Origin of the sequence: Klebsiella sp. 141240, assembly GCF_050600805.1 — a bacterium.
GTDB lineage: Bacteria > Pseudomonadota > Gammaproteobacteria > Enterobacterales > Enterobacteriaceae > Klebsiella > Klebsiella aerogenes.
Map to the genome: position 1 here is coordinate 450,307 of NZ_JAQIRK010000002.1, position 23,549 is coordinate 473,855.

Consider the following 23,549-nt stretch of genomic DNA (forward strand, 5'->3'; position numbering starts at 1 on the left):
AATGAGTAGCGTAGATATTCTGGTTCCCGACCTTCCTGAGTCCGTAGCTGACGCAACCGTCGCCACCTGGCACAAAAAACCGGGCGACGCGGTAGTCCGCGACGAAGTTCTGGTCGAAATCGAAACTGACAAAGTGGTACTGGAAGTACCGGCATCAGCGGACGGCATTCTGGATGCAGTACTGGAAGACGAAGGCGCCACCGTGCTGTCTCGTCAGATTCTGGGCCGCCTGCGTGAAGGCAACAGCGCCGGTAAAGCCGCTGATGCGAAAGCTGATACTAAAGAGTCCACCCCGGCTCAGCGTCAGCAAGCGTCTCTGGAAGAGCAAAGCAACGACGCGCTTAGCCCGGCTATCCGTCGTCTGCTGGCTGAACACAGCCTCGACGCGGCGGCGATTAAAGGCACCGGCGTTGGCGGCCGTCTGACCCGCGAAGACGTTGAGAAGCATCTGGCGAGCGCGCCGGCGAAAGCTGAAGCGAAAGCGCCAGCCGCTGCTGCGGCGCCGGTTGCGCAACTGGGCCACCGCTCTGAAAAACGCGTACCGATGACCCGTCTGCGTAAACGCGTTGCCGAGCGTCTGCTGGAAGCGAAAAACTCTACCGCCATGCTGACCACGTTCAACGAAGTCAACATGAAGCCGATTATGGATCTGCGTAAGCAGTACGGCGAAGCGTTCGAAAAACGTCACGGTATCCGTCTGGGCTTCATGTCCTTCTACGTGAAAGCGGTGGTTGAAGCGCTGAAACGCTACCCGGAAGTAAATGCTTCCATCGATGGCGACGACGTGGTTTATCACAACTACTTCGACGTAAGCATGGCGGTTTCTACGCCGCGCGGCCTGGTGACTCCGGTTCTGCGTGACGTTGACCTGCTGGGCATGGCGGATATCGAAAAGAATATTAAAGAGCTGGCAGTGAAAGGCCGTGACGGCAAGCTGACCGTAGATGACCTGACCGGCGGTAACTTCACCATTACCAACGGCGGCGTATTCGGTTCTCTGATGTCCACGCCGATCATCAACCCACCGCAGAGCGCCATCCTGGGTATGCATGCCATTAAAGACCGTCCGATGGCGGTGAATGGCAAGGTAGAAATTCTGCCGATGATGTACCTGGCGCTCTCCTACGACCACCGTCTGATCGATGGACGTGAATCGGTAGGCTTCCTGGTAGCGATTAAAGAGCTGCTGGAAGATCCGACTCGTCTGCTGCTGGACGTGTAGTAGTCACAATGGCCCGGTGCGTCTGCCCGGGCCAATAAAAACATCATCGGCCTGCAATTGTGTCGGCTACATGATAACGATTACCTGAAGGATGGACTGAACACATGAACTTACATGAATATCAGGCAAAACAACTTTTTGCCCGCTATGGCTTACCGGCGCCGGTGGGTTATGCCTGTACTACTCCGCGTGAAGCAGAAGAAGCCGCTTCAAAAATCGGCGCGGGTCCGTGGGTAGTGAAATGTCAGGTTCACGCTGGTGGCCGCGGTAAAGCGGGCGGTGTGAAAGTAGTTAAGAGCAAAGAAGAGATTCGCGCTTTTGCTGAGCATTGGCTGGGCAAACGCCTGGTGACTTACCAAACAGATGCTAACGGCCAGCCGGTAAACCAGATTCTGGTTGAAGCGGCGACCGATATTGATAAAGAGCTGTATCTGGGCGCGGTTGTTGACCGTAGCTCCCGTCGCGTGGTGTTCATGGCGTCTACCGAAGGCGGCGTGGAAATCGAAAAAGTGGCGGAAGAAACCCCACACCTGATCCACAAGATCGCTATCGATCCGCTGGCGGGCCCGATGCCTTACCAGGGTCGTGAACTGGCGTTCAAACTGGGTCTGGAAGGTAAACAGGTTCAGCAGTTCACCAAGATCTTCATGGGTCTGGCGACCATCTTCCTGGAGCGCGACCTGGCGCTTATCGAAATCAACCCGCTGGTTATCACCAAGCAGGGCGACCTGATCTGCCTCGACGGTAAACTGGGCGCTGACGGCAACGCGCTGTTCCGCCAGCCGGATCTGCGCGAAATGCGCGACCAGTCTCAGGAAGATCCGCGCGAAGCTCAGGCGGCGCAGTGGGAACTGAACTACGTTGCCCTCGACGGCAACATCGGTTGCATGGTTAATGGCGCAGGCCTGGCGATGGGCACCATGGACATCGTTAAGCTGCACGGCGGCGAACCGGCTAACTTCCTCGACGTTGGCGGCGGCGCAACCAAAGAGCGCGTGACCGAAGCGTTCAAAATCATCCTCTCTGACGACAACGTTAAAGCGGTTCTGGTTAACATCTTCGGCGGTATCGTACGTTGCGACCTGATCGCTGACGGCATCATCGGCGCGGTTGAAGAAGTGGGTGTTAACGTACCGGTTGTGGTTCGTCTCGAAGGTAACAACGCCGAACTGGGCGCGAAAAAACTGGCTGACAGCGGCCTGAATATTATTGCAGCGAAAAGTCTGACGGACGCAGCACAGCAGGTTGTTGCCGCAGTGGAGGGGAAATAATGTCAGTTTTAATTAATAAAGACACCAAGGTTATCTGCCAGGGCTTTACCGGTAGCCAGGGTACATTCCACTCTGAACAAGCGATCGCTTACGGCACTCAGATGGTTGGCGGCGTAACGCCAGGTAAAGGCGGCACCACTCATCTGGGCCTGCCGGTATTTAACACCGTGCGCGAAGCCGTTGAAGCCACCGGCGCGACTGCGACCGTCATCTACGTTCCGGCGCCGTTCTGCAAAGACTCCATTCTGGAAGCTATCGACGCGGGCATTAAGCTGATTATCACCATCACCGAAGGTATCCCGACCCTGGATATGCTGACCGTGAAAGTGAAGCTGGACGAAGCTGGCGTTCGCATGATCGGCCCTAACTGCCCGGGCGTTATCACCCCGGGCGAATGCAAAATCGGCATCATGCCGGGTCACATTCACAAGCCGGGTAAAGTGGGCATCGTTTCCCGTTCCGGTACCCTGACCTATGAAGCGGTTAAGCAGACCACCGACTACGGCTTCGGCCAGTCTACCTGCGTCGGTATCGGCGGCGACCCGATCCCGGGCTCCAACTTCATCGATATCCTGAAAATGTTCCAGGAAGACCCGCAGACCGAAGCGATCGTCATGATCGGTGAAATCGGCGGCAGCGCGGAAGAAGAAGCGGCAGCTTACATTAAAGAGCACGTGACTAAGCCGGTTGTCGGCTACATCGCGGGCGTTACCGCGCCGAAAGGCAAGCGTATGGGCCACGCCGGCGCCATCATCGCTGGCGGTAAAGGTACTGCTGATGAGAAATTTGCTGCGCTGGAAGCGGCCGGTGTGAAAACCGTTCGCAGCCTGGCGGATATCGGCGAAGCGCTGAAAGCAATCATCAAGTAAACCCTCACTGCTCCTCAGGAGCAGACTAATGTCCGATTTCGACATGGTTGGCCACCGTCAGGTGGCCTTTTTTTTGCCTTGTCGTCATGCCGCAGGCTCTCCCTTGCGTTAAAAAACGCTATTGTATTGATTTGATGAATATTATTGGGAATAATCACTCGCCGCTTTCCGGGGGAGGGGAGATGGTTAATTTTATGTGAAAATAAACAGAAAAACGCAGACGTTATTTTTTGCATTTCGATTGGGAAAAATAGTGTGACCGGTCTAACATTATTAGGATCGCATCATTTCTTGCCTTAAATTGGTTAAAGTTAAAATTATATTACCTATAATTCTCATCTCTCTCTTTTTAGTAACCGCTAGCGGCAGACTTTAAACACATTTTTAACATCAATTTCACTGTTATTCTTTATTGCGCCACATAATTAACATGGGCGGGAAAAATTGATTTATATCAATGCTTAATACTTGGAAAAAATCCCCAAAAAACGTTAAATTGTCGCAAATCAAATTGGCCTATTCAGGGCATTTTCGCTATATATTGATCACCGTCGAAAAATGTAAAGCTGGAACAATAAAATCCTATTTATTGTAAGGTTATTGCGGCGTAATATATTAGAGAATCATTTGGTTTTTTCGTTAACGTATTTGTAACCTTTGCGAGGGCGCTGTTTCATCGCCAGATGAGCAGTAACGTACCAGGGAGCAAATAATTTTGTATTGGGGCATGCGTATGAACCTGAATTTTGGGTTCGTTCTCGGAGTCTTCATGCGATGAGCAAGGAGTCATGATGTTAGATATAGTCGAACTGTCGCGCTTACAGTTTGCCTTGACCGCGATGTACCACTTCCTTTTTGTGCCGCTAACGCTCGGTATGGCGTTCCTGCTGGCCATCATGGAAACGGTCTACGTCCTTTCCGGCAAACAGATTTATAAAGATATGACCAAGTTCTGGGGCAAGTTGTTTGGTATCAACTTCGCTCTGGGTGTCGCAACCGGTTTGACCATGGAGTTCCAGTTCGGGACTAACTGGTCTTACTATTCTCACTATGTGGGCGATATCTTCGGTGCGCCGCTGGCCATTGAAGGTCTGATGGCCTTCTTCCTCGAATCTACCTTTGTAGGTCTGTTCTTCTTCGGTTGGGATCGTCTGGGCAAAGTTCAGCACATGGCGGTGACCTGGCTGGTCGCGCTGGGGTCTAACCTCTCCGCGCTGTGGATCCTTGTGGCCAACGGCTGGATGCAGAACCCGATCGCATCGGATTTCAACTTTGAAACCATGCGTATGGAGATGGTCAGCTTCTCCGAGCTGGTCCTGAACCCGGTTGCTCAGGTTAAATTCGTCCACACCGTGGCCTCCGGCTATGTGACTGGCGCGATGTTCATCCTTGCCATCAGCTCCTGGTACATGCTTAAAGGCCGTGATTTCGCCTTTGCTAAGCGCTCCTTCGCGATTGCTGCAAGCTTTGGTATGGCCGCTATCCTCTCCGTTATCGTCCTCGGCGATGAGTCCGGTTACGAAATGGGTGACGTGCAGAAAACCAAACTGGCGGCGATTGAAGCGGAATGGGAAACTCAGCCGGCGCCGGCTGCCTTTACCCTGTTTGGTATTCCCGACCAGGAAGCGCAAACCAACCACTTCTCCATCCAGATCCCTTACGCGCTGGGTATCATCGCTACCCGCTCGGTGGATAAGCCGGTTATCGGCCTGAAAGATCTGATGGCGCAGCATGAAGAGCGTATCCGTAACGGGATGAAAGCCTATGCGCTGCTGGAACAGCTGCGCGCCGGTTCCACCGATCAGGCGGTACGCGATCGGTTCAATGATGTTAAGAAAGACCTCGGTTATGGCCTGCTGCTCAAGCGCTATACCCCGAACGTCGCTGACGCCACGGAAGAGCAGATCGCTAAAGCGACCAAAGACTCTATTCCGAGCGTAGCGCCGCTGTACTTCGCCTTCCGTATCATGGTGGCGTGCGGCGTACTGATGCTGTTGATTATCGGCGCCTCTTTCTGGACCGTGATTCGCAACCGCATTGGCGAGAAAAAATGGCTGCTGCGCGCCGCGTTCTTCGGTCTGCCGCTGCCGTGGATTGCCGTTGAAGCGGGCTGGTTTGTTGCCGAGTATGGCCGTCAGCCGTGGGCGATTGGTGAAGTGCTGCCTACAGCGGTGGCGAACTCATCGCTGACCGCGGGCGATCTGATCTTCTCGATGTTGCTGATCTGCGGTCTATATACGCTGTTCCTGGTGGCTGAACTGTTCCTGATGTTCAAGTTTGCCCGCAAAGGACCGAGCAGCCTGAAAACGGGTCGCTATCACTTTGAACAGTCCTCCGCGGCTATTCAGTCGGCACGCTAAGACAGGAGTCGTCAAATGATCGATTATGAAGTATTGCGTTTAATCTGGTGGCTACTGATCGGCATCCTGCTGATTGGCTTCGCCGTCGCCGACGGTTTTGACATGGGGGTGGGCATGCTCACCCGTTTCCTCGGTCGTAATGACACCGAGCGTCGAATCATGATCAACTCCATCGCCCCGCACTGGGACGGAAACCAGGTGTGGCTCATCACCGCCGGCGGCGCGCTGTTTGCTGCCTGGCCGATGGTATACGCCGCCGCGTTCTCCGGCTTCTATGTGGCGATGATTCTGGTGCTGGCATCTTTATTCTTCCGTCCGGTGGGCTTCGACTACCGCTCCAAGATTGAAGATACCCGCTGGCGCAACATGTGGGACTGGGGCATCTTCGTGGGGAGCTTTGTGCCGCCGCTGGTTATCGGCGTGGCTTTCGGCAACCTGCTGCAGGGCGTACCGTTCCATATTGATGAGTATCTGCGTCTGTACTACACCGGCAACTTCTTCCAGCTGCTGAATCCGTTTGGTCTGCTGGCGGGTATCGTCAGCGTGGCGATGATCCTGACGCAGGGTGCGACCTACCTGCAGATGCGTACCGTAGGCGAACTGCATCTGCGCACCCGCACCGTCTCCACGGTGGCGGCGCTGGTGACGCTGGTTTGCTTCGCGCTGGCGGGCGTATGGGTCTACTACGGTATCGACGGTTACGTGGTGAAATCGGTGCTGGATCATACCGGTCCGTCTAACCCGCTGACCAAAGAAGTGGCGCGTGAAGCCGGCGCGTGGATGGTTAACTTTAACAATATGCCAGCGCTGTGGGCTATTCCTGCCCTGGGCGTGGTGCTGCCGCTGCTGACCGTCGCGTCGACAAAAGCAGATAAAGGCGCCATGGCGTTTCTGTTCTCCTCGCTGACGCTGGCCTGCATCATCCTGACCGCGGGTATCGCGATGTTCCCGTTCATCATGCCGTCCAGCACGATGCTGAATGCGAGCCTGACGATGTGGGATGCCACCTCCAGCCAGCTGACGCTGAATGTGATGACCTACGTGGCTATCGTGTTTGTGCCGATTATCCTCGGCTACACCACCTGGTGTTACTGGAAGATGTTTGGCCGCATTACCCGCGAAGACATCGAAAAGAACACCCACTCGCTGTACTAAGGTAAGGAGCTATATATGTGGTACTTCGCATGGATTTTGGGAACGCTGCTTGCCTGTGCCTTTGGGGTGATTACCGCGCTGGCGCTTGAGCACGTGGAAGCCACCAAAGCAGGTAAAGAAGAGCATTGATGAAAATTATCGCGACCCTTTACGCGATAATGGACAAGCGCCCGTTAAGGGCGCTTTCCTTATTATTGGCGCTGCTGCTGGCAGGCTGCATCTTCTGGGATCCGTCGCGCTTTGCGGCGAAGACCAGCGAGCTTGAAATCTGGCATGGATTCTTGCTGATGTGGGCGGTGTGCGCTGGCGTCATTCACGGTGTGGGCTTCCGTCCGAAAGCCGTGCACTGGCAGGGGATTTTTTGTCCGCTTATCGCTGATATCGTTCTCTTCGCAGGCCTGATCTTTTTCTTCTTTTGAAAGATAAGAGTATAAGAGAAGTCTGTTAACCGCATGGGCTTGCATAAGCCCATAAAAATTTACTCGCCGTTTACTTTCTCCCATTCCAAACCACGATTCCCGCGCGTATAGTAGCGAAGTTTGAAAGCACTACTCTTTTTTTGCATTACCGGGATGTAAAGTGAATACAACGCTGTTTCGATGGCCGGTCCGGGTCTACTACGAAGATACCGATGCCGGTGGTGTGGTTTACCACGCCAGTTACGTCGCTTTTTATGAAAGAGCACGCACAGAGATGCTGCGCCACCATCACTTCAGTCAGCAGGTTCTGTTGGCTGAACGAGTTGCCTTTGTCGTTCGCAAAATGACGCTGGAGTATTTTGCGCCCGCCAGACTCGACGACATGCTCGAAATCCAGACGGAAATTACCTCGATGCGAGGCACCTCTTTGGTTTTCACGCAGCGAATCGTCAACGCCGAGAATACAGTTTTGAACGAAGCTGAAGTTCTCATTGTGTGCGTTGATCCACTCTTAATGAAGCCTCGTGCGCTTCCCAAGTCTATTGTCGCGGAGTTTAAGCAGTGACTGACATGAATATCCTTGATTTGTTCCTGAAGGCGAGCCTTCTGGTTAAACTTATCATGTTGATTTTGATTGGTTTTTCTATCGCTTCCTGGGCTATTATTATTCAGAGAACGCGTATCCTCAATTCCGCCAGCCGCGAAGCCGAAGCGTTTGAAGATAAGTTCTGGTCCGGCATTGAACTGTCTCGCCTGTACCAGGAGAGCCAGGGCCGTCGCGATAGTCTCGCCGGTTCCGAGCAGATTTTTTACAGCGGCTTTAAAGAGTTCGCTCGTCTGCATCGCGCCAACAGCCATGCGCCGGAAGCGATTGTCGAAGGGGCGTCGCGCGCGATGCGTATCTCGATGAATCGCGAGCTGGAAACGCTGGAAACGCATATTCCGTTCCTTGGCACCGTGGGTTCTATCAGCCCGTATATCGGCCTGTTCGGTACCGTCTGGGGGATCATGCACGCCTTTATCGCCCTCGGCGCGGTGAAGCAGGCGACGCTGCAGATGGTTGCGCCGGGGATCGCGGAAGCGCTGATCGCCACGGCAATCGGTCTGTTCGCCGCCATCCCGGCGGTTATGGCCTACAACCGTCTGAACCAGCGCGTGAACAAACTTGAACTGAACTACGACAACTTTATGGAAGAGTTCACCGCTATTCTGCACCGTCAGGCGTTTACCAGCAGCGAAAGCAATAAGGGGTAAGCCATGGCCAGAGCACGTGGACGCGGACGTCGCGAACTGAAGTCCGAGATTAACATCGTTCCGCTGCTGGATGTCCTGTTGGTGCTGTTGCTGATCTTCATGGCGACAGCGCCGATCATTACGCAGAGCGTGGAAGTCGATCTGCCGGACGCCACGGAGTCGCAAGCGGTGAAAAGCAACGATGAACCACCGGTTATCGTTGAAGTCTCCGGAGTAGGGCAGTACAGCGTGAAAGTCGGTCAGGAAACGTTGTCTCAGTTGCCGCCGGAGCAGGTCATTGCTGAAGCGAAGCGCCGACTCGAAGCGAATGAGAAGACGGTGTTCCTTATCGGTGGCGCGAAAGATGTGCCTTACGATGAAATTATTAAAGCGCTTAACCTGTTGCATAGCGCAGGGGTTAAATCGGTTGGCTTAATGACCAAGCCTATTTAATCGGCCCGCAAAGCGAGCGGCGGTGGATATCGATAGCATTCCGCCGTTGCTTTTAAGCGGCAACAGGCGAACAGTTTTTGGGAACCGATAGTGTCAAAGGCAACCGAACAAAACGATAAGCTTAAACGAGCGATCATAGTTTCAGTGGTGCTGCACATCATTCTGATTGCGCTACTGATCTGGAGTTCGTTCGACGAGCATCTGGATACTTCCGGCGGCGGCGGAGGTTCGTCCATTGATGCGGTGATGGTCGATCCTGGCGCGGTAGTCAACAACTACAACCGCCAGCAGCAGCAGCAGTCCAGCGCGCGTCGCGCGGCCGAGCAGCGTGAAAAGCAGGCTCAGCAGCAGGCCGAGGAACTGCGGGAAAAACAGGCTGCCGAGCAGGAACGCCTGAAGCAAATGGAACAAGAACGTCTGCAGGCGCAGGAAGCGGCGAAAGAAGCGAAAGAACAGCAGAAACAGGCTGAAGAGGCCGCAGCTAAGGCTGCCGCCGCGGCAAAAGCGAAAGCGGATGCCCAGGCGAAAGAGGCGCAGGAAGCTGCCGCCAAAGCCGCCGCTGATGCCAAAGCTAAGGCCGATGCTCAGGCGAAAGTCGCGGAAGCGGCTGCCGCTAAGGCGGCGGCTAAAGCGGCTGCCGACGCCAAGAAGCAGGCGGAAGCCGAAGCGGCCAAAGCCGCCGCGGATGCGCAGAAGAAAGCCGAAGCGGAAGCTGCGAAAAAAGCTCAGCAGGATGCAGAGAAGAAAGCGCAGCAGCAGGCCGAGAAGAAAGCCCAGCAGGAAGCGGCGAAACAGGCTGCGGCAGAAAAGGCCGCCGCTGAGAAAGCCGCTGCCCAGAAAGCTGCCGCGGAAAAAGCAGCCGCCGAGAAGGCCGCTGCTGAAAAAGCCGCAGCAGCCGAAAAAGCCGCCGCCGCCAAAGCTGCCGCCGCAGAAAAAGCGGCGGCTGATAAAGCAGCCAAAGCCGCCGCCGCGAAGGCCGCCGCGGCCAAGAAAGCCGCTGCCGCTAAAGAAGCAAGCGGTGTTGACGATCTGCTCGGCGACCTGAGTTCAGGTAAGAATGCGCCGAAAACCGGCGGTGGCGCTAAAGGTAATGGCCAGCCATCGAAAGATAGCGGTGCCTCTGGCGCCAACGGCGGGGCAACGGGCGCTGATATCAGCGCATACGCAAAGCAAATACAGATGGCTATTCAAAGCCGCCTGTATGATGCCAGCCTCTATCAAGGCAAGCGTTGCGTGTTGCATATCAACCTTGGGCCTGACGGCACATTAAAGGATATCACCTCTGAAGGAGGCGACCCTGCGCTGTGTCAGGCGGCATTAACGGCAGCACGTACTGCGAGTATTCCTAAACCGCCAAGTCAGGCTGTTTATGAGAAAATAAAAAATGCCACACTAGACTTTAAACTGTAATCGTTTTTCCCCGTACAAGCGGGGAAAAACAATCTATGGTAGTCACAGGGTTTTGGTAGTTTTGTGTATTTGGGTTTGTTAACATTCTGCTAAATTATCGTGGGCTTTCCGCCCGGATAAGGGAGATATGATGAAGCAGGCATTACGAGTAGCATTTGGTTTTTTGATGCTGTGGGCGGCGGTGCTGCACGCAGAAGTACGCATCGAGATCACCCAGGGGGTGGACTCGGCGCGCCCCATCGGTGTGGTGCCATTCCAGTGGGCTGGCCCGGGCGCTGCGCCTGAAGATATTGGCGGCGTGGTAGCGGCTGACCTGCGTAACAGCGGCAAGTTTAATCCGCTGGATCGCTCGCGCCTGCCTCAGCAGCCGGGTAGCGCTCAGGAAGTGCAGCCTGCGGCATGGTCTGCGCTGGGCGTTGACGCCGTGGTCGTAGGCCAGGTGACGCCGAACCCTGACGGTTCTTACCAGGTTGCCTATCAGCTGGTGGATACCGGCGGTGCGCCGGGTACCATCCTGTCGCAAGGCTCTTTCAAAGTGACCAAGCAGTACCTGCGTTATGCCGGACATACTGCCAGTGACGCGGTATTCGAAAAGCTGACCGGGATTAAAGGCGCTTTCCGTACCCGTATCGCTTATGTGGTTCGCACCAACGGCGGCCAGTTCCCGTATGAGCTGCGCGTCTCTGACTACGATGGCTACAACCAGTTCCTGGTTCACCGTTCATCGCAGCCGCTGATGTCGCCGGCATGGTCTCCGGACGGTTCTAAACTGGCCTATGTGACCTTCGAAAGCGGCCGCTCCGCGCTGGTAGTCCAGACGCTGGCGAATGGCGCAGTCCGTCAGATTGCTTCCTTCCCGCAGCATAACGGCGCACCGGCCTTCTCGCCGGACGGCAGCAAACTGGCATTCGCACTGTCGAAAACCGGTAGCCTGAACCTGTACGTGATGGACCTCGGCTCCGGCCAGATTCGTCAGGTGACTAACGGTCGCAGCAATAACACCGAACCGAGCTGGTTCCCGGATAGCCAGAATCTGGCGTTTACTTCCGACCAGGCTGGCCGTCCTCAGGTGTATAAAGTCAACATCAACGGCGGTACGCCGCAGCGTATTACCTGGGAAGGTTCGCAGAACCAGGATGCTGACGTCAGCGCTGATGGTAAAATTATGGTAATGGTAAGCTCGGCCAACGGTCAGCAACACATTGCTAAGCAAGATCTGGAAGCGGGTGGTGTACAGGTTCTGTCATCAACGTTTTTAGATGAAACGCCAAGTCTGGCACCTAACGGCACTATGGTAATCTACAGCTCTTCTCAGGGGATGGGATCCGTGCTGAATCTGGTTTCTACAGATGGGCGTTTCAAAGCGCGTCTTCCGGCAACTGATGGACAGGTAAAATTCCCTGCCTGGTCGCCGTATCTGTGATAATAAATAATTGATTATTAAAGGAATCAAAGAAATGCAACTGAACAAAGTGCTGAAAGGGCTGATGATCGCTCTGCCGGTTATGGCAATCGCGGCGTGTTCTTCCAACAAGAACGCCAGCAACGACCAGAGCGGTGAAGGCATGCTGGGTGCCGGCACTGGTATGGACGCTAACGCTAACGGCGGCAACATGTCTTCCGAAGAGCAAGCTCGTCTGCAGATGCAGCAGCTGCAGCAGAACAACATCGTTTACTTCGATCTGGACAAGTACGATATCCGTTCTGACTTCGCTGCAATGCTGGATGCGCACGCTAACTTCCTGCGTAGCAACCCGTCCTACAAAGTGACCGTAGAAGGTCACGCGGATGAGCGCGGTACTCCGGAATACAACATCGCTCTGGGTGAGCGTCGTGCTAACGCCGTTAAGATGTATCTGCAGGGCAAAGGTGTTTCTGCTGACCAGATTTCCATCGTTTCTTACGGTAAAGAAAAACCTGCAGTACTGGGTCATGACGAAGCGGCATATGCCAAAAACCGTCGCGCCGTACTGGTTTACTAAGAGAATTGCATGAGCAGTAACTTCAGACATCATTTATTGAGTCTGTCGTTACTGGTTGGCATAGCGGCCCCCTGGGCCGCTTTTGCTCAGGCGCCAATCAGTAGTGTCGGCTCAGGCTCGGTCGAAGACCGCGTCACTCAACTTGAGCGTATTTCCAATGCTCACAGCCAGCTTTTAACCCAACTCCAGCAACAACTCTCCGATAACCAAAGCGATATTGATTCCCTACGCGGTCAGATTCAGGAAAATCAGTATCAGCTCAATCAGATTGTCGAACGCCAGAAGCAGATTCTGCAACAGATCGACGGGCTGACGAGCGGTGGCGGAGCAGCTGCGGCAGGCGCGCAGACGCAGGCTCCATCGTCTTCTGGCGATCAGAGTTCGGCTACCGCCAGTACAGCGCCGGCGGCCTCTTCTGGGGCGCCTGCGATGACCGGGGATGCCAACACCGATTACAACGCGGCTATTGCGCTGGTTAAAGATTCGTCCCGCCAGGATGACGCGATGGTGGCGTTTCAGAACTTCGTCAAGAAGTACCCGGATTCAACCTATCAGCCGAACGCCAACTACTGGCTCGGACAGTTGAACTACAATAAGGGGAAAAAAGACGATGCGGCATATTATTTTGCCTCGGTGGTGAAAAACTATCCGAAATCCCCGAAAGCGCCGGATGCGATGTTTAAAGTCGGAGTTATCATGCAGGACAAAGGTGACACCGCTAAAGCGAAAGCGGTTTACCAGCAGGTGGTCAGCAAATTCCCTGGCACCGATGGTGCGAAACAAGCGCAAAAACGCCTTAACGCCCTGGGTTGATTATGGCATGACCAGAAATCGCGTTATTTCTGGTCTTGTCGCACGAAACCCAAGCAGTTAAGTGATCTTTATCGAAATTTTAGTTGCGCTGAAATCTGAAATCAGTAATATATGCCGCCGTTGCCAAGGGATATCGAACAAGCCCAAAGCGACGCCAGAGTGGGTCGTTAGCTCAGTTGGTAGAGCAGTTGACTTTTAATCAATTGGTCGCAGGTTCGAATCCTGCACGACCCACCACTAATTAGTTTTAATTGTAGTATCCAGCGTAGTATCGGGTGATTAGCTCAGCTGGGAGAGCACCTCCCTTACAAGGAGGGGGTCGGCGGTTCGATCCCGTCATCACCCACCACCGGGTCGTTAGCTCAGTTGGTAGAGCAGTTGACTTTTAATCAATTGGTCGCAGGTTCGAATCCTGCACGACCCACCATTTTTAGCATCGAACTTCGATGTTAAACGTGAAGGATAACGTTGCTTCAGCAACGGCCCGTAGGGCGAGCGAAGCGAGTCATCCTGCACGACCCACCATCTTAATGATGGGGTCGGTGGAAGCAGTATCGGTAGTATCCAGCGCAGTTTCGGGTGATTAGCTCAGCTGGGAGAGCACCTCCCTTACAAGGAGGGGGTCGGCGGTTCGATCCCGTCATCACCCACCACTCGGGTCGTTAGCTCAGTTGGTAGAGCAGTTGACTTTTAATCAATTGGTCGCAGGTTCGAATCCTGCACGACCCACCATCTAAAATGATGGTGCCGAGTACAAAATCTTTCAGGTAACACCCTTAGGGTCGTTAGCTCAGTTGGTAGAGCAGTTGACTTTTAATCAATTGGTCGCAGGTTCGAATCCTGCACGACCCACCAATCTTTAACGGTGGTTTCTGGTAGAACGTGAAGGATAACGTTGCGATAGCAACGGCCCGAAGGGCGAGGCAAAGCCGAGTCATCCTGCACGACCCACCATCCTGAATGATTACAGCAGTAACATCCCGCAAGGGGTCGTTAGCTCAGTTGGTAGAGCAGTTGACTTTTAATCAATTGGTCGCAGGTTCGAATCCTGCACGACCCACCATTCAACATTGAACTTTGATGTTGAACGTGAAGGATAACGTTGCGTCAGCAACGGCCCGTAGGGCGAGGCGAAGCTGAGTCATCCTGCACGACCCACCAATGTAAAAAGGCGCCCTAAAGGCGCCTTTTTGCTATGCGTCATTCTCCACAATCAACTCCATGTTCGCACTACGCTTACCTTGACTCCATAGCGCACGAACCGGTAGCCCGGGAAGATGCGCAGCATCGTCCCCGGGGAATACAAAATTCATCACGACATTTCGCTTGCAATCGGCTATCTTGTTTAGCATATAAAACACAAGAACCGTATTAAGGCGATACATAGCGATATTTACGGTTTCAAAGTTAAGCCAGTAAAACGAGATTGCATGATGAGCGTAATGTTTGATCCTGAAACGGCGATTTATCCTTTCCCGCCAAAACCACAACCGTTGAACTGTGACGAAAAAGCGTTTTATCGCGAGAAAATTAAACGCCTGCTGCGTGAACGCGACGCCGTGATGGTGGCGCATTACTACACCGATCCTGAAATCCAGCAACTGGCCGAAGAGACCGGCGGCTGTATTGCCGACTCGCTTGAAATGGCGCGTTTTGGCGCGCGTCACCCGGCCTCCACGCTGCTGGTTGCCGGAGTGCGTTTTATGGGCGAAACGGCCAAAATTCTCAGTCCGGAAAAGACCATTTTGATGCCGACGCTGAATGCGGAATGTTCGCTGGATCTCGGCTGTCCCATTGATGACTTTAACGCGTTTTGCGATGCTCACCCGGATCGCACCGTGGTGGTCTATGCCAATACGTCAGCGGCGGTAAAAGCGCGCGCCGACTGGGTAGTGACTTCCAGCATCGCGGTGGAGTTGATTGAGCATCTCGATAGCCTCGGACAAAAGATACTTTGGGCGCCGGACCGCCACCTTGGCCGCTATGTACAGCGCCAGACCGGGGCCGACGTGCTGTGCTGGCAGGGCGCCTGCATCGTCCATGATGAATTCAAAACCCAGGCGCTGGCGCGCATGAAGGGGCTCTACCCCGACGCGGCGATCCTGGTGCATCCGGAATCACCGCAGGCGATTGTCGACATGGCGGATGCGGTAGGATCAACCAGCCAATTAATTGCCGCGGCGAAAAGCCTGCCGCAGCGCCAGCTTATCGTGGCAACCGATCGCGGGATCTTCTATAAAATGCAGCAGGCGGTACCGGAAAAAGAGCTGCTGGAAGCGCCTACGGCAGGTGAGGGCGCAACCTGTCGCAGCTGCGCCCATTGTCCATGGATGGCGATGAACGGCCTGAAAGCGATAGCGGAAGGGTTAGAGCAGGGCGGCGTTGAACACGAAATTCACGTTGACGCCAAACTGCGTGCCGGGGCATTAATTCCGCTTAACCGTATGCTGGAATTTGCGGCTACACTACGGGGATAACTCATTACCGCGTCGCGTTACGCTTAGGGGATAAAATGGATTTTTTCAGTACGCAGAATATTTTAGTGCATATACCGATCGGCGCCGGCGGCTACGATCTGTCGTGGATTGAGGCGGTGGGCACCATCGCCGGCCTGTTGTGCATCTGGCTGGCGAGCCTGGAAAAGATTAGCAACTATGCCTTCGGCCTGGTGAACGTAACGCTTTTTGCGATCATCTTCTTCCAGATCCAACTGTACGCCAGCCTGCTGCTGCAGCTGTTTTTCTTCGCGGCGAACGTTTACGGCTGGTACGCGTGGTCAAGGCAGACCAGCGATAACGAAGCGGAACTGAAAATTCGCTGGCTACCGCTGCCAAAAGCGCTGGCCTGGCTGGCGGGCTGCGTGGTGGCTATCGGCCTGATGACGGTGTTTATTAACCCGGTATTTGCCTTCCTGACCCGCATCGCCGTCAACCTGATGCAAATGCTCGGGCTGCAGGTGGCGATGCCGACGCTGGAACCCGATGCTTTCCCATTCTGGGATTCCTGCATGATGGTGCTGTCGATTGCCGCGATGGTATTGATGACGCGTAAATACGTTGAGAACTGGCTGCTGTGGGTGATCATCAACGTCATCAGCGTGGTGATTTTCGCTCTACAGGGCGTATACGCGATGTCGCTGGAATATTTGCTGCTGACGTTCATTGCCCTGAATGGCAGCCGGATGTGGATTAACAGCGCGCGTGAGCGGGGGTCTCACGCGCTTTCACGTTAATGGTGATGATGATGCTCATGTCCGGAATGCGCCAGATTCAGGTGGCATTCCGGGCCGCTGCAGGGACGGTACTCCATCTGTACCGTCACATGCTCAATTTCATATTTATGCTCAAGAAAATGCTGGATGCTATCAAGTAGCGCATCGTGATCGTGCGGCGGCACGACCTGTACGTGCAGCGTCATCACCGGTTTTTCCCCCACCAGCCAGACGTGAACGTGGTGAACGTCGCGGACTTCAGGAATTGAGCGGCGTAGATCGCGGCCTAATGCTTCGACATCCAGCGAGCGCGGCGCCCCTTCCAGCAGCTCATTCATACTCTCCTGCAACAGCCGCCAGGCGCTACGCAGTACTAAACACGACACCAGCACCGAGAGGATCGGGTCAATCGGCGTCCAGCCGGTCATCAGAATGACGATAGCGGCCACGATAGCGCCGACGGAACCCAATAGATCTCCCAGCACATGCAGTGCCGCCGCGCGGACATTAAGATTACTTTCGGCGCTGCCGCGGTGCAGGATCCAGAAGGCGAGAATATTGGCCAGTAGTCCGGCGACGGCGATAACCATCATGGTTTTTCCCGCGACAGGCTGCGGATGGTTAAAACGCTGTACCGCTTCCCAGAAGATGAAAATGGTAATGACTACCAGGGCGATGGCGTTGACGAAGGCGGCGAGAGTGGTTAAACGCAGCCAGCCAAAGGTGTGGCGGCTATTTGGCGGCCGGCTGGCGAAGCGTACCGCCAGCAGAGCGAACAGGAGGGCGGCGGAGTCGGTAAGCATATGTCCGGCATCGGCCAGCAGGGCCAGCGAACCGGAAATGACGCCGCCGATGGCCTCAATAATCATAAAACCGGCGGTTACGATAAAAGCCCAAAGCAGCCGGTTGGCGTTACTGTTTTCGCCAGCAGGGGTCGGTGAATGTGCATGCGCCATGATGTCATCCCTTAATAGTTATCATTATTACACTATGACATCTTACCGAAATTCAGCGAACAAAGGGATCAAGGTGAGCACTGCCACCTTGATCCCTTATCTCATCCGTTTCAATTACTGCGAGGTGCCATCCGTTTTGCTGGCATCGTTGTTCATGCCATTGCCGCTTTCCATTTTTTTATCCGTATCCGGACAGCGTCCATCTTTGCACATGCTGTTTTTATGGACCTCGTCGCTCGACATCCCGTCATGATTCATTGTCGAACCATCAGGATGAAGCATGGTGCCGCCGGAGTTAATTTTGTCGTTATCGACATTATTTGGCGCCACGTTTTCACGGGCATCGGGCGCAACCTGTCCGGCATCAGCGGCGGAATTGGCCTGACCGTTGTTCGATTGCGCGCCGCTATCGGCGGCCAGCGCGGCGCCGCTGGCTAAGCTTAAGGTGGCGGTGAGAAGTAGGGCTGTGAGTTTATTCATATTCATCGGATACTCCTGCTTAGTCGATTTGTTAGCTAAACGCGCCAACATAGATGTGCCAGGGATCTGCGGTGCTATGGTTTAACACTCCGTCTTAGCGTGAGGATTTAAAATATAATACTGAAAATAAACATTTAATTGGATGTTGCAGTTAAAAATTGTAGTTGGCTGGCAGGATTTCGCTACTTTATGGCGTATTTTTCCCTAATTCCAGGATTATTCCATCGTCAGTGTAAAATCACGTTTACACTTTTTGACCGAAGAGATAGATTGGAAGGATTGCATTTCATTGTATAAGTATGGCAACGCCTGGAAAGAAGATGAATTATCAGAACGACGATTTACGCATTAAAGAGATCAACGAATTATTACCTCCCGTTGCGCTCCTGGAAAAATTCCCCGCTACCGAAAATGCTGCTAATACCGTTGCACATGCTCGCAAAGCGATTCACAACATCCTCAAAGGCAACGACGATCGTCTGCTGGTGGTCATTGGTCCGTGCTCTATTCACGACCCTGCCGCGGCGAAAGAGTATGCCAGCCGCCTGCTGACCCTGCGTGAGGCGCTCAAAGGGGAGCTGGAAATCGTTATGCGCGTCTATTTTGAAAAACCGCGCACCACCGTCGGTTGGAAGGGGCTAATTAACGATCCGCATATGGATAACAGCTTCCGCATTAACGACGGGCTGCGTATCGCGCGTAAGCTGCTGCTGGAAATCAACGACAGCGGTCTGCCAGCGGCGGGCGAGTTCCTTGACATGATCACCCCGCAATATGTGGCGGACCTGATGAGCTGGGGCGCAATCGGCGCGCGTACCACTGAATCCCAGGTGCACCGTGAACTCTCTTCCGGCCTCTCGTGCCCGGTTGGCTTCAAAAATGGCACCGATGGCACCATCAAGGTCGCTATCGATGCGATCAATGCAGCTGGCGCGCCGCACTGTTTCTTATCGGTAACGAAGTGGGGCCATTCCGCTATTGTGAACACCAGCGGCAACAGCGATTGTCATATCATTCTGCGCGGTGGTAAAGAGCCGAACTACAGCGTTCAGCACGTTGCCGAAGTGAAAGTGGGTCTGGCAAAAGCCGGTCTGCCGGCGCAAATCATGATCGACTTCAGCCACGCTAACTCCAGCAAGCAGTTTAAAAAGCAGATGGAAGTTGGCGCCGACGTGTGCCAGCAGATTGCCGGCGGTGAAAACGCGATTATGGGCGTGATGATTGAAAGCCACCTGGTGGAAGGCAATCAGAGCCTGGAAAGCGGCGAACCGCTGACCTACGGCAAGAGCGTGACCGACGCCTGTATCGGCTGGGAAGATACCGAGACCATCCTGCGCCAGCTGGCGGACGCGGTTAAAGCGCGCCGCGGCTAACCAGCGCTTTGCCATCGCTGGCTGCCTTCGCGTTATGTCAGCAATAGCTAAAAATAAAAAAGCGTGGAAAATTCCACGCTTTTTTGTTGGCGAAATAATTCAGTTGCGTATTACTTCGCTTTACCCTGGTTAGCGACGGCCGCGGCCTTCGCAGCGATTTCGTCAGCATTGCCCAGGTAGTAGTGTTTGATCGGCTTGAAGTTTTCATCGAACTCATACACCAGCGGTACGCCGGTCGGGATATTTAGTTCGAGGATTTCGTCTTCGCCCATGTTGTCGAGGTATTTCACCAGCGCACGCAGGGAGTTACCGTGAGCGGCGATAATAACGCGCTCGCCGCTTTTCAGGCGTGGCAGAATGGTTTCGTTCCAGTAAGGTACGACACGGTCAATGGTCAGCGCCAGGCTCTCGGTGGTCGGCAGTTCCGCATCGGTCAGCTTCGCGTAACGCGGATCGTGGCCCGGATAACGTTCGTCATCTTTGGTCAGTTCCGGCGGGGTGACGGCAAAGCCGCGACGCCACTGTTTAACCTGCTCGTCGCCATACTTCTCAGCGGTTTCGGCTTTGTTCAGGCCCTGCAGCGCGCCGTAGTGACGTTCGTTCAGTTTCCAGGATTTCTCAACCGGCAGCCAGGCCTGATCCAGTTCGTCGAGCACGTTCCACAGGGTGTGGATGGCACGTTTCAGCACGGAGGTATAAGCAAAATCAAAGCTGAAGCCTTCTTCCTTCAGCAGTTTACCCGCCGCTTTCGCTTCGCTAACGCCTTTTTCAGACAGGTCAACGTCGTACCAACCGGTGAAACGGTTTTCGTTGTTCCATTGGCTCTCGCCGTGACGAACTAGTACCAGCTTAGTTACAGCCATTCTCTTACTCCTCCTACACGCAACCCGACTACTGTGGTGTATGTGTTTATTGATTGATAACTATTCTCATTATATTGCCGTGATTTGCCTCACGGCAATGCTTATCCCTAACCATAGCGAAAATAGTGACGCAGTGTAAGATGCTTGTAAAACACCGGTTAGTTTTTTGTCTTTTAGCGGTGCAAATTAGAGCAAAAAGGCGAAAAAAAACCCTCCGCAGGGAGGGTTATGACGTTATCCGGCGATAAACTGATATTCCGTCAGGCTAACGTACTCGGCGCCGGGCCGTAATACGCAATCTGGCTGCGGCCAGTGCGGATGATTTGGGGAGTCCGGCAGGAACTCGCTCTCCAGCGCCAGCCCTTGCCAGTCGCCGTAAGGTTGACTGCCGCGCGATGGCGTGCCGCCGAGATAGTTGCCGGAATAAAACTGCAGCGCCGGGGCCGAGGTGTACACCGTCAGCTGTAGCTTTTCATCCTGCGACCAGACATGCGCCGCCGGCTGGCGGGCGTCGCCTTTGGCCTGCAGCAGAAAGGCATGATCGTAACCTTTCACTTTTTGCTGGTCAGCATCGGCAAGGAACTCGTCGGCAAGCACCTTCGGCGCGCGGAAATCAAAGCTGGTGTACTCCACGTCGCGCAAATCGCCATACGGAATACCATCGCTCTCCACCGGCAGATACTGGTCGGCGAAGATCTGCAGGCGGTGGTGGCGCACGTCGCCCTGCGCGCCGTCGAGGTTAAAATAGACATGGTTAGTCATATTGACCGGGCAGGGCTTATCAACGGTGGCGCGATACTCAATGGCGATACGATTATCGTCAGTCAGGTGAAAGCGCGCGGTTGCCTGCAGATGGCCCGGGAAACCCTGATCGCCATCGGCGGAGTCGAGCGCAAACAGCACCTGGCTGTCGTCGTGGCTGACAATTTGCCAGCGACGCTTGTCGAAGCCGTCCGGCCCACCGTGGAGCTGGTGGCCGGCCTCGTTCGACGGGGTTAAATTCACGATCTCGCCATCGAGCGTGAAGCGGCTGTTGGCGATACGGTTAGCGTAGCGGCCGACGGACGCGCCCAGAAATGCCGCCTGCTGGCGATATTGCTGCGGCGTGGCGCAGCCCAGTAACGCTTCGCGCAGGCTACCATCGGCAAGGGGCACTTGCGCGGAGATTAGCGTTGCGCCCCAGTCCATCACCGTCACCGTCATCCCGGCGTTATTACGCAGCGTTAGCACGTTCCACGGCTGTCCGTCGGGCGCGAGTTCGCGGGTTGGCGTTAGCATTGGCCGGCTCCCTGGGATGGTTTGCAGACGTAAAAAGTCTCTTTAATGCCGGTTTTCGCTTCATACTGAGCGGCAACCGCCTGCTGTACTTTTTCAACCAGTGCTTCCGGTATCAGGGCAACGATACAGCCGCCAAAGCCGCCGCCGGTCATCCGCACGCCCCCCTGGTCGCCGATAACCGCTTTGACAATCTCAACCAGCGTATCAATTTGCGGTACGGTGATCTCAAAATCATCGCGCATGGAAGCGTGAGACTCCGCCATCAGTTGGCCCATACGCTGCAGGTCGCCGTTTGCCAGCGCGCTCGCCGCTTCGACGGTACGGGCGTTTTCGGTTAATACATGGCGCACGCGTTTCGCCACAATCGGGTCCAGCTCGTGGGCCACGGCATTAAACTGCGCAAGTTCAACGTCACGCAGAGCAGGCTGCTGGAAGAAACGCGCGCCGGTTTCACACTGTTCGCGGCGGGTGTTGTATTCGCTGCCGACCAGCGTGCGTTTAAAGTTGCTGTTGATAATCACCACCGCGACGCCTTTCGGCATCGACACCGGTTTGGTGCCAAGGGTGCGGCAGTCAATCAGCAGCGCATGATCTTTTTTACCCAGCGCCGAAATAAGCTGGTCCATAATGCCGCAATTACAGCCGACAAACTGGTTTTCCGCTTCCTGGCCGTTAAGGGCGATTTGCGCGCCGTCGAGCGGCAGATGATACAGCTGCTGGAACACGGTGCCGACGGCGACTTCCAGCGACGCCGAGGAGCTTAACCCCGCACCCTGCGGTACGTTGCCGCTGATGACCAGATCGGCGCCGCCGAAGTGGTTATTGCGCTTCTGCAGATGTTTGACCACGCCGCGGACGTAGTTTGACCACTGCTGGGTGTCGTGGCTAACGATGGGCGCATCGAGGGAAAACTCGTCGCGCTGGTTATCGTAATCGGCGGCAATGACCCGCACGATACGGTCAGAACGCGGCGCGCAGCTGACAACGGTTTGATAGTCAATGGCGCACGGCAGCACGAAACCATCGTTGTAATCGGTATGTTCGCCAATCAGGTTGACGCGGCCCGGCGCCTGAATGACGTGACTAGCAGGGTAGCCAAACTGTTCAGCAAACAGCGCCTGGGTGTTCTCTTTCAGACTCATTGTTCAACTCCTGATTCACGAAAATGGATATCGCTAACGGCACGTAACTTTTCGGCGGCTTGTTCCGCCGTGAGATCGCGCTGGGTTTCGGCTAGCATTTCGTAACCGACCATAAATTTGCGCACCGTGGCGGAGCGCAACAGCGGCGGGTAAAAGTGAGCGTGCAGCTGCCAGTGTTGATTATCTTCGTTATTAAACGGCGCGCCGTGCCAGCCCATGGAGTAGGGGAAGGAGGTCTGGAACAGGTTGTCGTAACGGCTGGTCAGCTTTTTCAGCGCCAGCGCCAGGTCGTGGCGCTGGGCTGCGGTTAAATCGGTCAGGCGCTGGATATGCGCTTTTGGCAGCAGCAGCGTCTCAAAGGGCCAGGCCGCCCAATAGGGGACCACGGCCAGCCAGTGTTCGGTTTCTACAACGGTACGGCTGCCGTCGGCCAGTTCGCGTTGCACATAATCCACCAGCATCGGCGAACCCTGCTCAGCGAAATATTTCTTTTGCAGACTGTCCTCACGTTCCGCCTCATTGGGCAGGAAACTGTTGGCCCATACCTGGCCGTGAGGGTGCGGATTGGAGCAGCCCATCGCCGCGCCTTTATTTTCGAAGACCTGGACCCAGGGATAACTTTTCCCAAGGTCCGCGGTCTGCTCTTGCCACGTTTTAACCACGCCTTCCAGTGCTTCAATGCTCAGTTCCGGCAGCGTTTTGCTGTGGTCTGGCGAAAAGCAGATAACCCGACTGGTGCCGCGCGCGCTTTGGCAGCGCATCAGCGGATCGTCGCTCTCCGGGGCGTCCGGAGTATCGGTCATCAATGCCGCAAAATCGTTGGTAAACACGTAAGTGCCGGTGTAATTCGGGTTAGTGTCGCCGGTGACGCGGGTATTACCCGGGCACAAGAAACAATCCGTATCGTGCGCGGGCAACGTTTGTTTTGCCGGCGTCTCCTGCGCCCCTTGCCAGGGGCGCTTGGCGCGATGCGGTGAAACCAGAATCCACTGCCCGGTTAACGGGTTATAACGACGGTGCGGATGGTCGACGGGGTTAAATTGCGTCATGGTATTTCCT

23 protein-coding genes and 7 tRNA genes are annotated in these 23,549 nt (G+C 54.8%); 24 read left to right on the plus strand and 6 right to left on the minus strand.

Features of this window, described 5'->3' with window-relative positions; genetic code table 11:
- The first annotated feature begins 1 nt into the window (after position 1).
- The 23 genes from odhB (at position 2) to pnuC (ending at position 16,419) form a co-directional block, all read left to right on the plus strand.
- Positions 2–1,222: a 2-oxoglutarate dehydrogenase complex dihydrolipoyllysine-residue succinyltransferase gene (gene odhB / locus PGQ95_RS05130; protein ID WP_020079338.1), complete on the plus strand. Its 1,221-nt coding sequence runs from the start codon at positions 2–4 to the stop codon at positions 1,220–1,222.
- Positions 1,223–1,326: 104 nt separating this feature from the next.
- Complete coding sequence (gene sucC, locus PGQ95_RS05135; RefSeq protein ID WP_015367670.1) at positions 1,327–2,493, plus strand: ADP-forming succinate--CoA ligase subunit beta; 1,167 nt, start codon at positions 1,327–1,329, stop codon at positions 2,491–2,493.
- Entirely contained in the window at positions 2,493–3,362 is an 870-nt protein-coding gene (gene sucD, locus PGQ95_RS05140; RefSeq protein WP_015367669.1) for a succinate--CoA ligase subunit alpha, read from the plus strand. Before sucC ends, sucD begins: the two co-directional genes overlap by 1 nt.
- Before the next feature lie 791 nt (positions 3,363–4,153).
- Positions 4,154–5,722 (plus strand): cytochrome ubiquinol oxidase subunit I, encoded by a 1,569-nt coding sequence (gene cydA, locus PGQ95_RS05145; protein ID WP_015367666.1) that lies wholly within the window; start codon positions 4,154–4,156, stop codon positions 5,720–5,722.
- A 15-nt stretch (positions 5,723–5,737) separates the two neighbouring features.
- On the plus strand, positions 5,738–6,877 hold the full coding sequence (gene cydB / locus PGQ95_RS05150) for a cytochrome d ubiquinol oxidase subunit II (protein WP_015367665.1): 1,140 nt from the start codon (positions 5,738–5,740) through the stop codon (positions 6,875–6,877).
- 15 nt (positions 6,878–6,892) lie between these two features.
- Complete coding sequence (gene cydX, locus PGQ95_RS05155; RefSeq protein ID WP_004100325.1) at positions 6,893–7,006, plus strand: cytochrome bd-I oxidase subunit CydX; 114 nt, start codon at positions 6,893–6,895, stop codon at positions 7,004–7,006.
- Positions 7,006–7,296: a cyd operon protein YbgE gene (ybgE, locus tag PGQ95_RS05160; RefSeq protein WP_087860209.1), complete on the plus strand. Its 291-nt coding sequence runs from the start codon at positions 7,006–7,008 to the stop codon at positions 7,294–7,296. Before cydX ends, ybgE begins: the two co-directional genes overlap by 1 nt.
- 160 nt (positions 7,297–7,456) lie before the next feature.
- Entirely contained in the window at positions 7,457–7,861 is a 405-nt protein-coding gene (gene ybgC / locus PGQ95_RS05165; RefSeq protein WP_004859689.1) for a tol-pal system-associated acyl-CoA thioesterase, read from the plus strand.
- Positions 7,858–8,550: a Tol-Pal system protein TolQ gene (gene tolQ, locus PGQ95_RS05170; RefSeq protein WP_015704769.1), complete on the plus strand. Its 693-nt coding sequence runs from the start codon at positions 7,858–7,860 to the stop codon at positions 8,548–8,550. Before ybgC ends, tolQ begins: the two co-directional genes overlap by 4 nt.
- 3 nt (positions 8,551–8,553) lie before the next feature.
- Positions 8,554–8,982 carry a colicin uptake protein TolR gene (gene tolR / locus PGQ95_RS05175; protein WP_015367661.1) on the plus strand — a complete coding sequence of 143 codons (429 nt, stop codon included), beginning with the start codon at positions 8,554–8,556 and terminating at the stop codon, positions 8,980–8,982.
- Positions 8,983–9,072: 90 nt separating this feature from the next.
- On the plus strand, positions 9,073–10,392 hold the full coding sequence (gene tolA, locus PGQ95_RS05180) for a cell envelope integrity protein TolA (protein ID WP_032714098.1): 1,320 nt from the start codon (positions 9,073–9,075) through the stop codon (positions 10,390–10,392).
- Positions 10,393–10,522: 130 nt separating this feature from the next.
- A complete protein-coding gene (gene tolB / locus PGQ95_RS05185; protein WP_015367659.1) occupies positions 10,523–11,815 on the plus strand; it encodes a Tol-Pal system beta propeller repeat protein TolB in 1,293 nt (430 codons plus the stop codon).
- Positions 11,816–11,849: 34 nt separating this feature from the next.
- On the plus strand, positions 11,850–12,374 hold the full coding sequence (gene pal / locus PGQ95_RS05190; protein WP_004859700.1) for a peptidoglycan-associated lipoprotein Pal: 525 nt from the start codon (positions 11,850–11,852) through the stop codon (positions 12,372–12,374).
- A 9-nt stretch (positions 12,375–12,383) separates the two neighbouring features.
- Positions 12,384–13,187, plus strand: coding sequence for a cell division protein CpoB (cpoB, locus tag PGQ95_RS05195; protein WP_087860207.1), 804 nt, complete (start codon positions 12,384–12,386; stop codon positions 13,185–13,187).
- 161 nt (positions 13,188–13,348) lie between these two features.
- Positions 13,349–13,424 (plus strand) — tRNA-Lys (locus PGQ95_RS05200).
- A gap of 36 nt (positions 13,425–13,460) precedes the next feature.
- Positions 13,461–13,536: transfer RNA gene (locus PGQ95_RS05205), tRNA-Val, on the plus strand.
- 2 nt (positions 13,537–13,538) lie between these two features.
- Positions 13,539–13,614, plus strand: a tRNA-Lys gene (locus tag PGQ95_RS05210).
- Between the two features lie 150 nt (positions 13,615–13,764).
- Positions 13,765–13,840, plus strand: a tRNA-Val gene (locus PGQ95_RS05215).
- A 3-nt stretch (positions 13,841–13,843) separates the two neighbouring features.
- Positions 13,844–13,919, plus strand: a tRNA-Lys gene (locus PGQ95_RS05220).
- 47 nt (positions 13,920–13,966) lie between these two features.
- A tRNA-Lys gene (locus PGQ95_RS05225) sits at positions 13,967–14,042 on the plus strand.
- 132 nt (positions 14,043–14,174) lie between these two features.
- A tRNA-Lys gene (locus PGQ95_RS05230) sits at positions 14,175–14,250 on the plus strand.
- A gap of 370 nt (positions 14,251–14,620) precedes the next feature.
- Positions 14,621–15,664: a quinolinate synthase NadA gene (nadA, locus tag PGQ95_RS05235; RefSeq protein ID WP_430917270.1), complete on the plus strand. Its 1,044-nt coding sequence runs from the start codon at positions 14,621–14,623 to the stop codon at positions 15,662–15,664.
- A gap of 35 nt (positions 15,665–15,699) precedes the next feature.
- A complete protein-coding gene (pnuC, locus tag PGQ95_RS05240; protein WP_015367656.1) occupies positions 15,700–16,419 on the plus strand; it encodes a nicotinamide riboside transporter PnuC in 720 nt (239 codons plus the stop codon).
- On the opposite strand, the gene zitB is transcribed toward pnuC, so the two are convergent.
- Both zitB and PGQ95_RS05250 read right to left on the minus strand, forming a co-directional pair.
- Positions 16,416–17,354 carry a CDF family zinc transporter ZitB gene (gene zitB / locus PGQ95_RS05245; RefSeq protein ID WP_430917173.1) on the minus strand — a complete coding sequence of 313 codons (939 nt, stop codon included), beginning with the start codon at positions 17,352–17,354 and terminating at the stop codon, positions 16,416–16,418. The two genes, pnuC and zitB, sit on opposite strands and share 4 nt — an antisense overlap.
- Before the next feature lie 114 nt (positions 17,355–17,468).
- Positions 17,469–17,840 carry a YbgS-like family protein gene (locus tag PGQ95_RS05250; protein ID WP_015367654.1) on the minus strand — a complete coding sequence of 124 codons (372 nt, stop codon included), beginning with the start codon at positions 17,838–17,840 and terminating at the stop codon, positions 17,469–17,471.
- A gap of 314 nt (positions 17,841–18,154) precedes the next feature.
- Here PGQ95_RS05250 and aroG point away from each other — a divergent pair, with 314 nt between their 5' ends.
- On the plus strand, positions 18,155–19,207 hold the full coding sequence (aroG, locus tag PGQ95_RS05255; RefSeq protein WP_430917176.1) for a 3-deoxy-7-phosphoheptulonate synthase AroG: 1,053 nt from the start codon (positions 18,155–18,157) through the stop codon (positions 19,205–19,207).
- A 110-nt stretch (positions 19,208–19,317) separates the two neighbouring features.
- Here aroG and gpmA read toward each other — a convergent pair whose 3' ends face one another.
- The 4 genes from gpmA to galT all read right to left on the minus strand — a co-directional run bounded on the left by gpmA (position 19,318) and on the right by galT (position 23,539).
- Entirely contained in the window at positions 19,318–20,070 is a 753-nt protein-coding gene (gene gpmA / locus PGQ95_RS05260) for a 2,3-diphosphoglycerate-dependent phosphoglycerate mutase (protein ID WP_015367652.1), read from the minus strand.
- 234 nt (positions 20,071–20,304) lie between these two features.
- The gene (gene galM, locus PGQ95_RS05265; RefSeq protein ID WP_430917178.1) at positions 20,305–21,348 is read right to left on the minus strand and encodes a galactose-1-epimerase; all 1,044 of its coding nucleotides are present in this window, start codon (positions 21,346–21,348) and stop codon (positions 20,305–20,307) included.
- Positions 21,342–22,490 carry a galactokinase gene (galK, locus tag PGQ95_RS05270; protein WP_430917180.1) on the minus strand — a complete coding sequence of 383 codons (1,149 nt, stop codon included), beginning with the start codon at positions 22,488–22,490 and terminating at the stop codon, positions 21,342–21,344. Before galK ends, galM begins: the two co-directional genes overlap by 7 nt.
- On the minus strand, positions 22,487–23,539 hold the full coding sequence (gene galT, locus PGQ95_RS05275) for a galactose-1-phosphate uridylyltransferase (RefSeq protein WP_430917182.1): 1,053 nt from the start codon (positions 23,537–23,539) through the stop codon (positions 22,487–22,489). The genes galK and galT overlap by 4 nt, the downstream gene beginning before the upstream one ends.
- Positions 23,540–23,549: the final 10 nt, after the last annotated feature.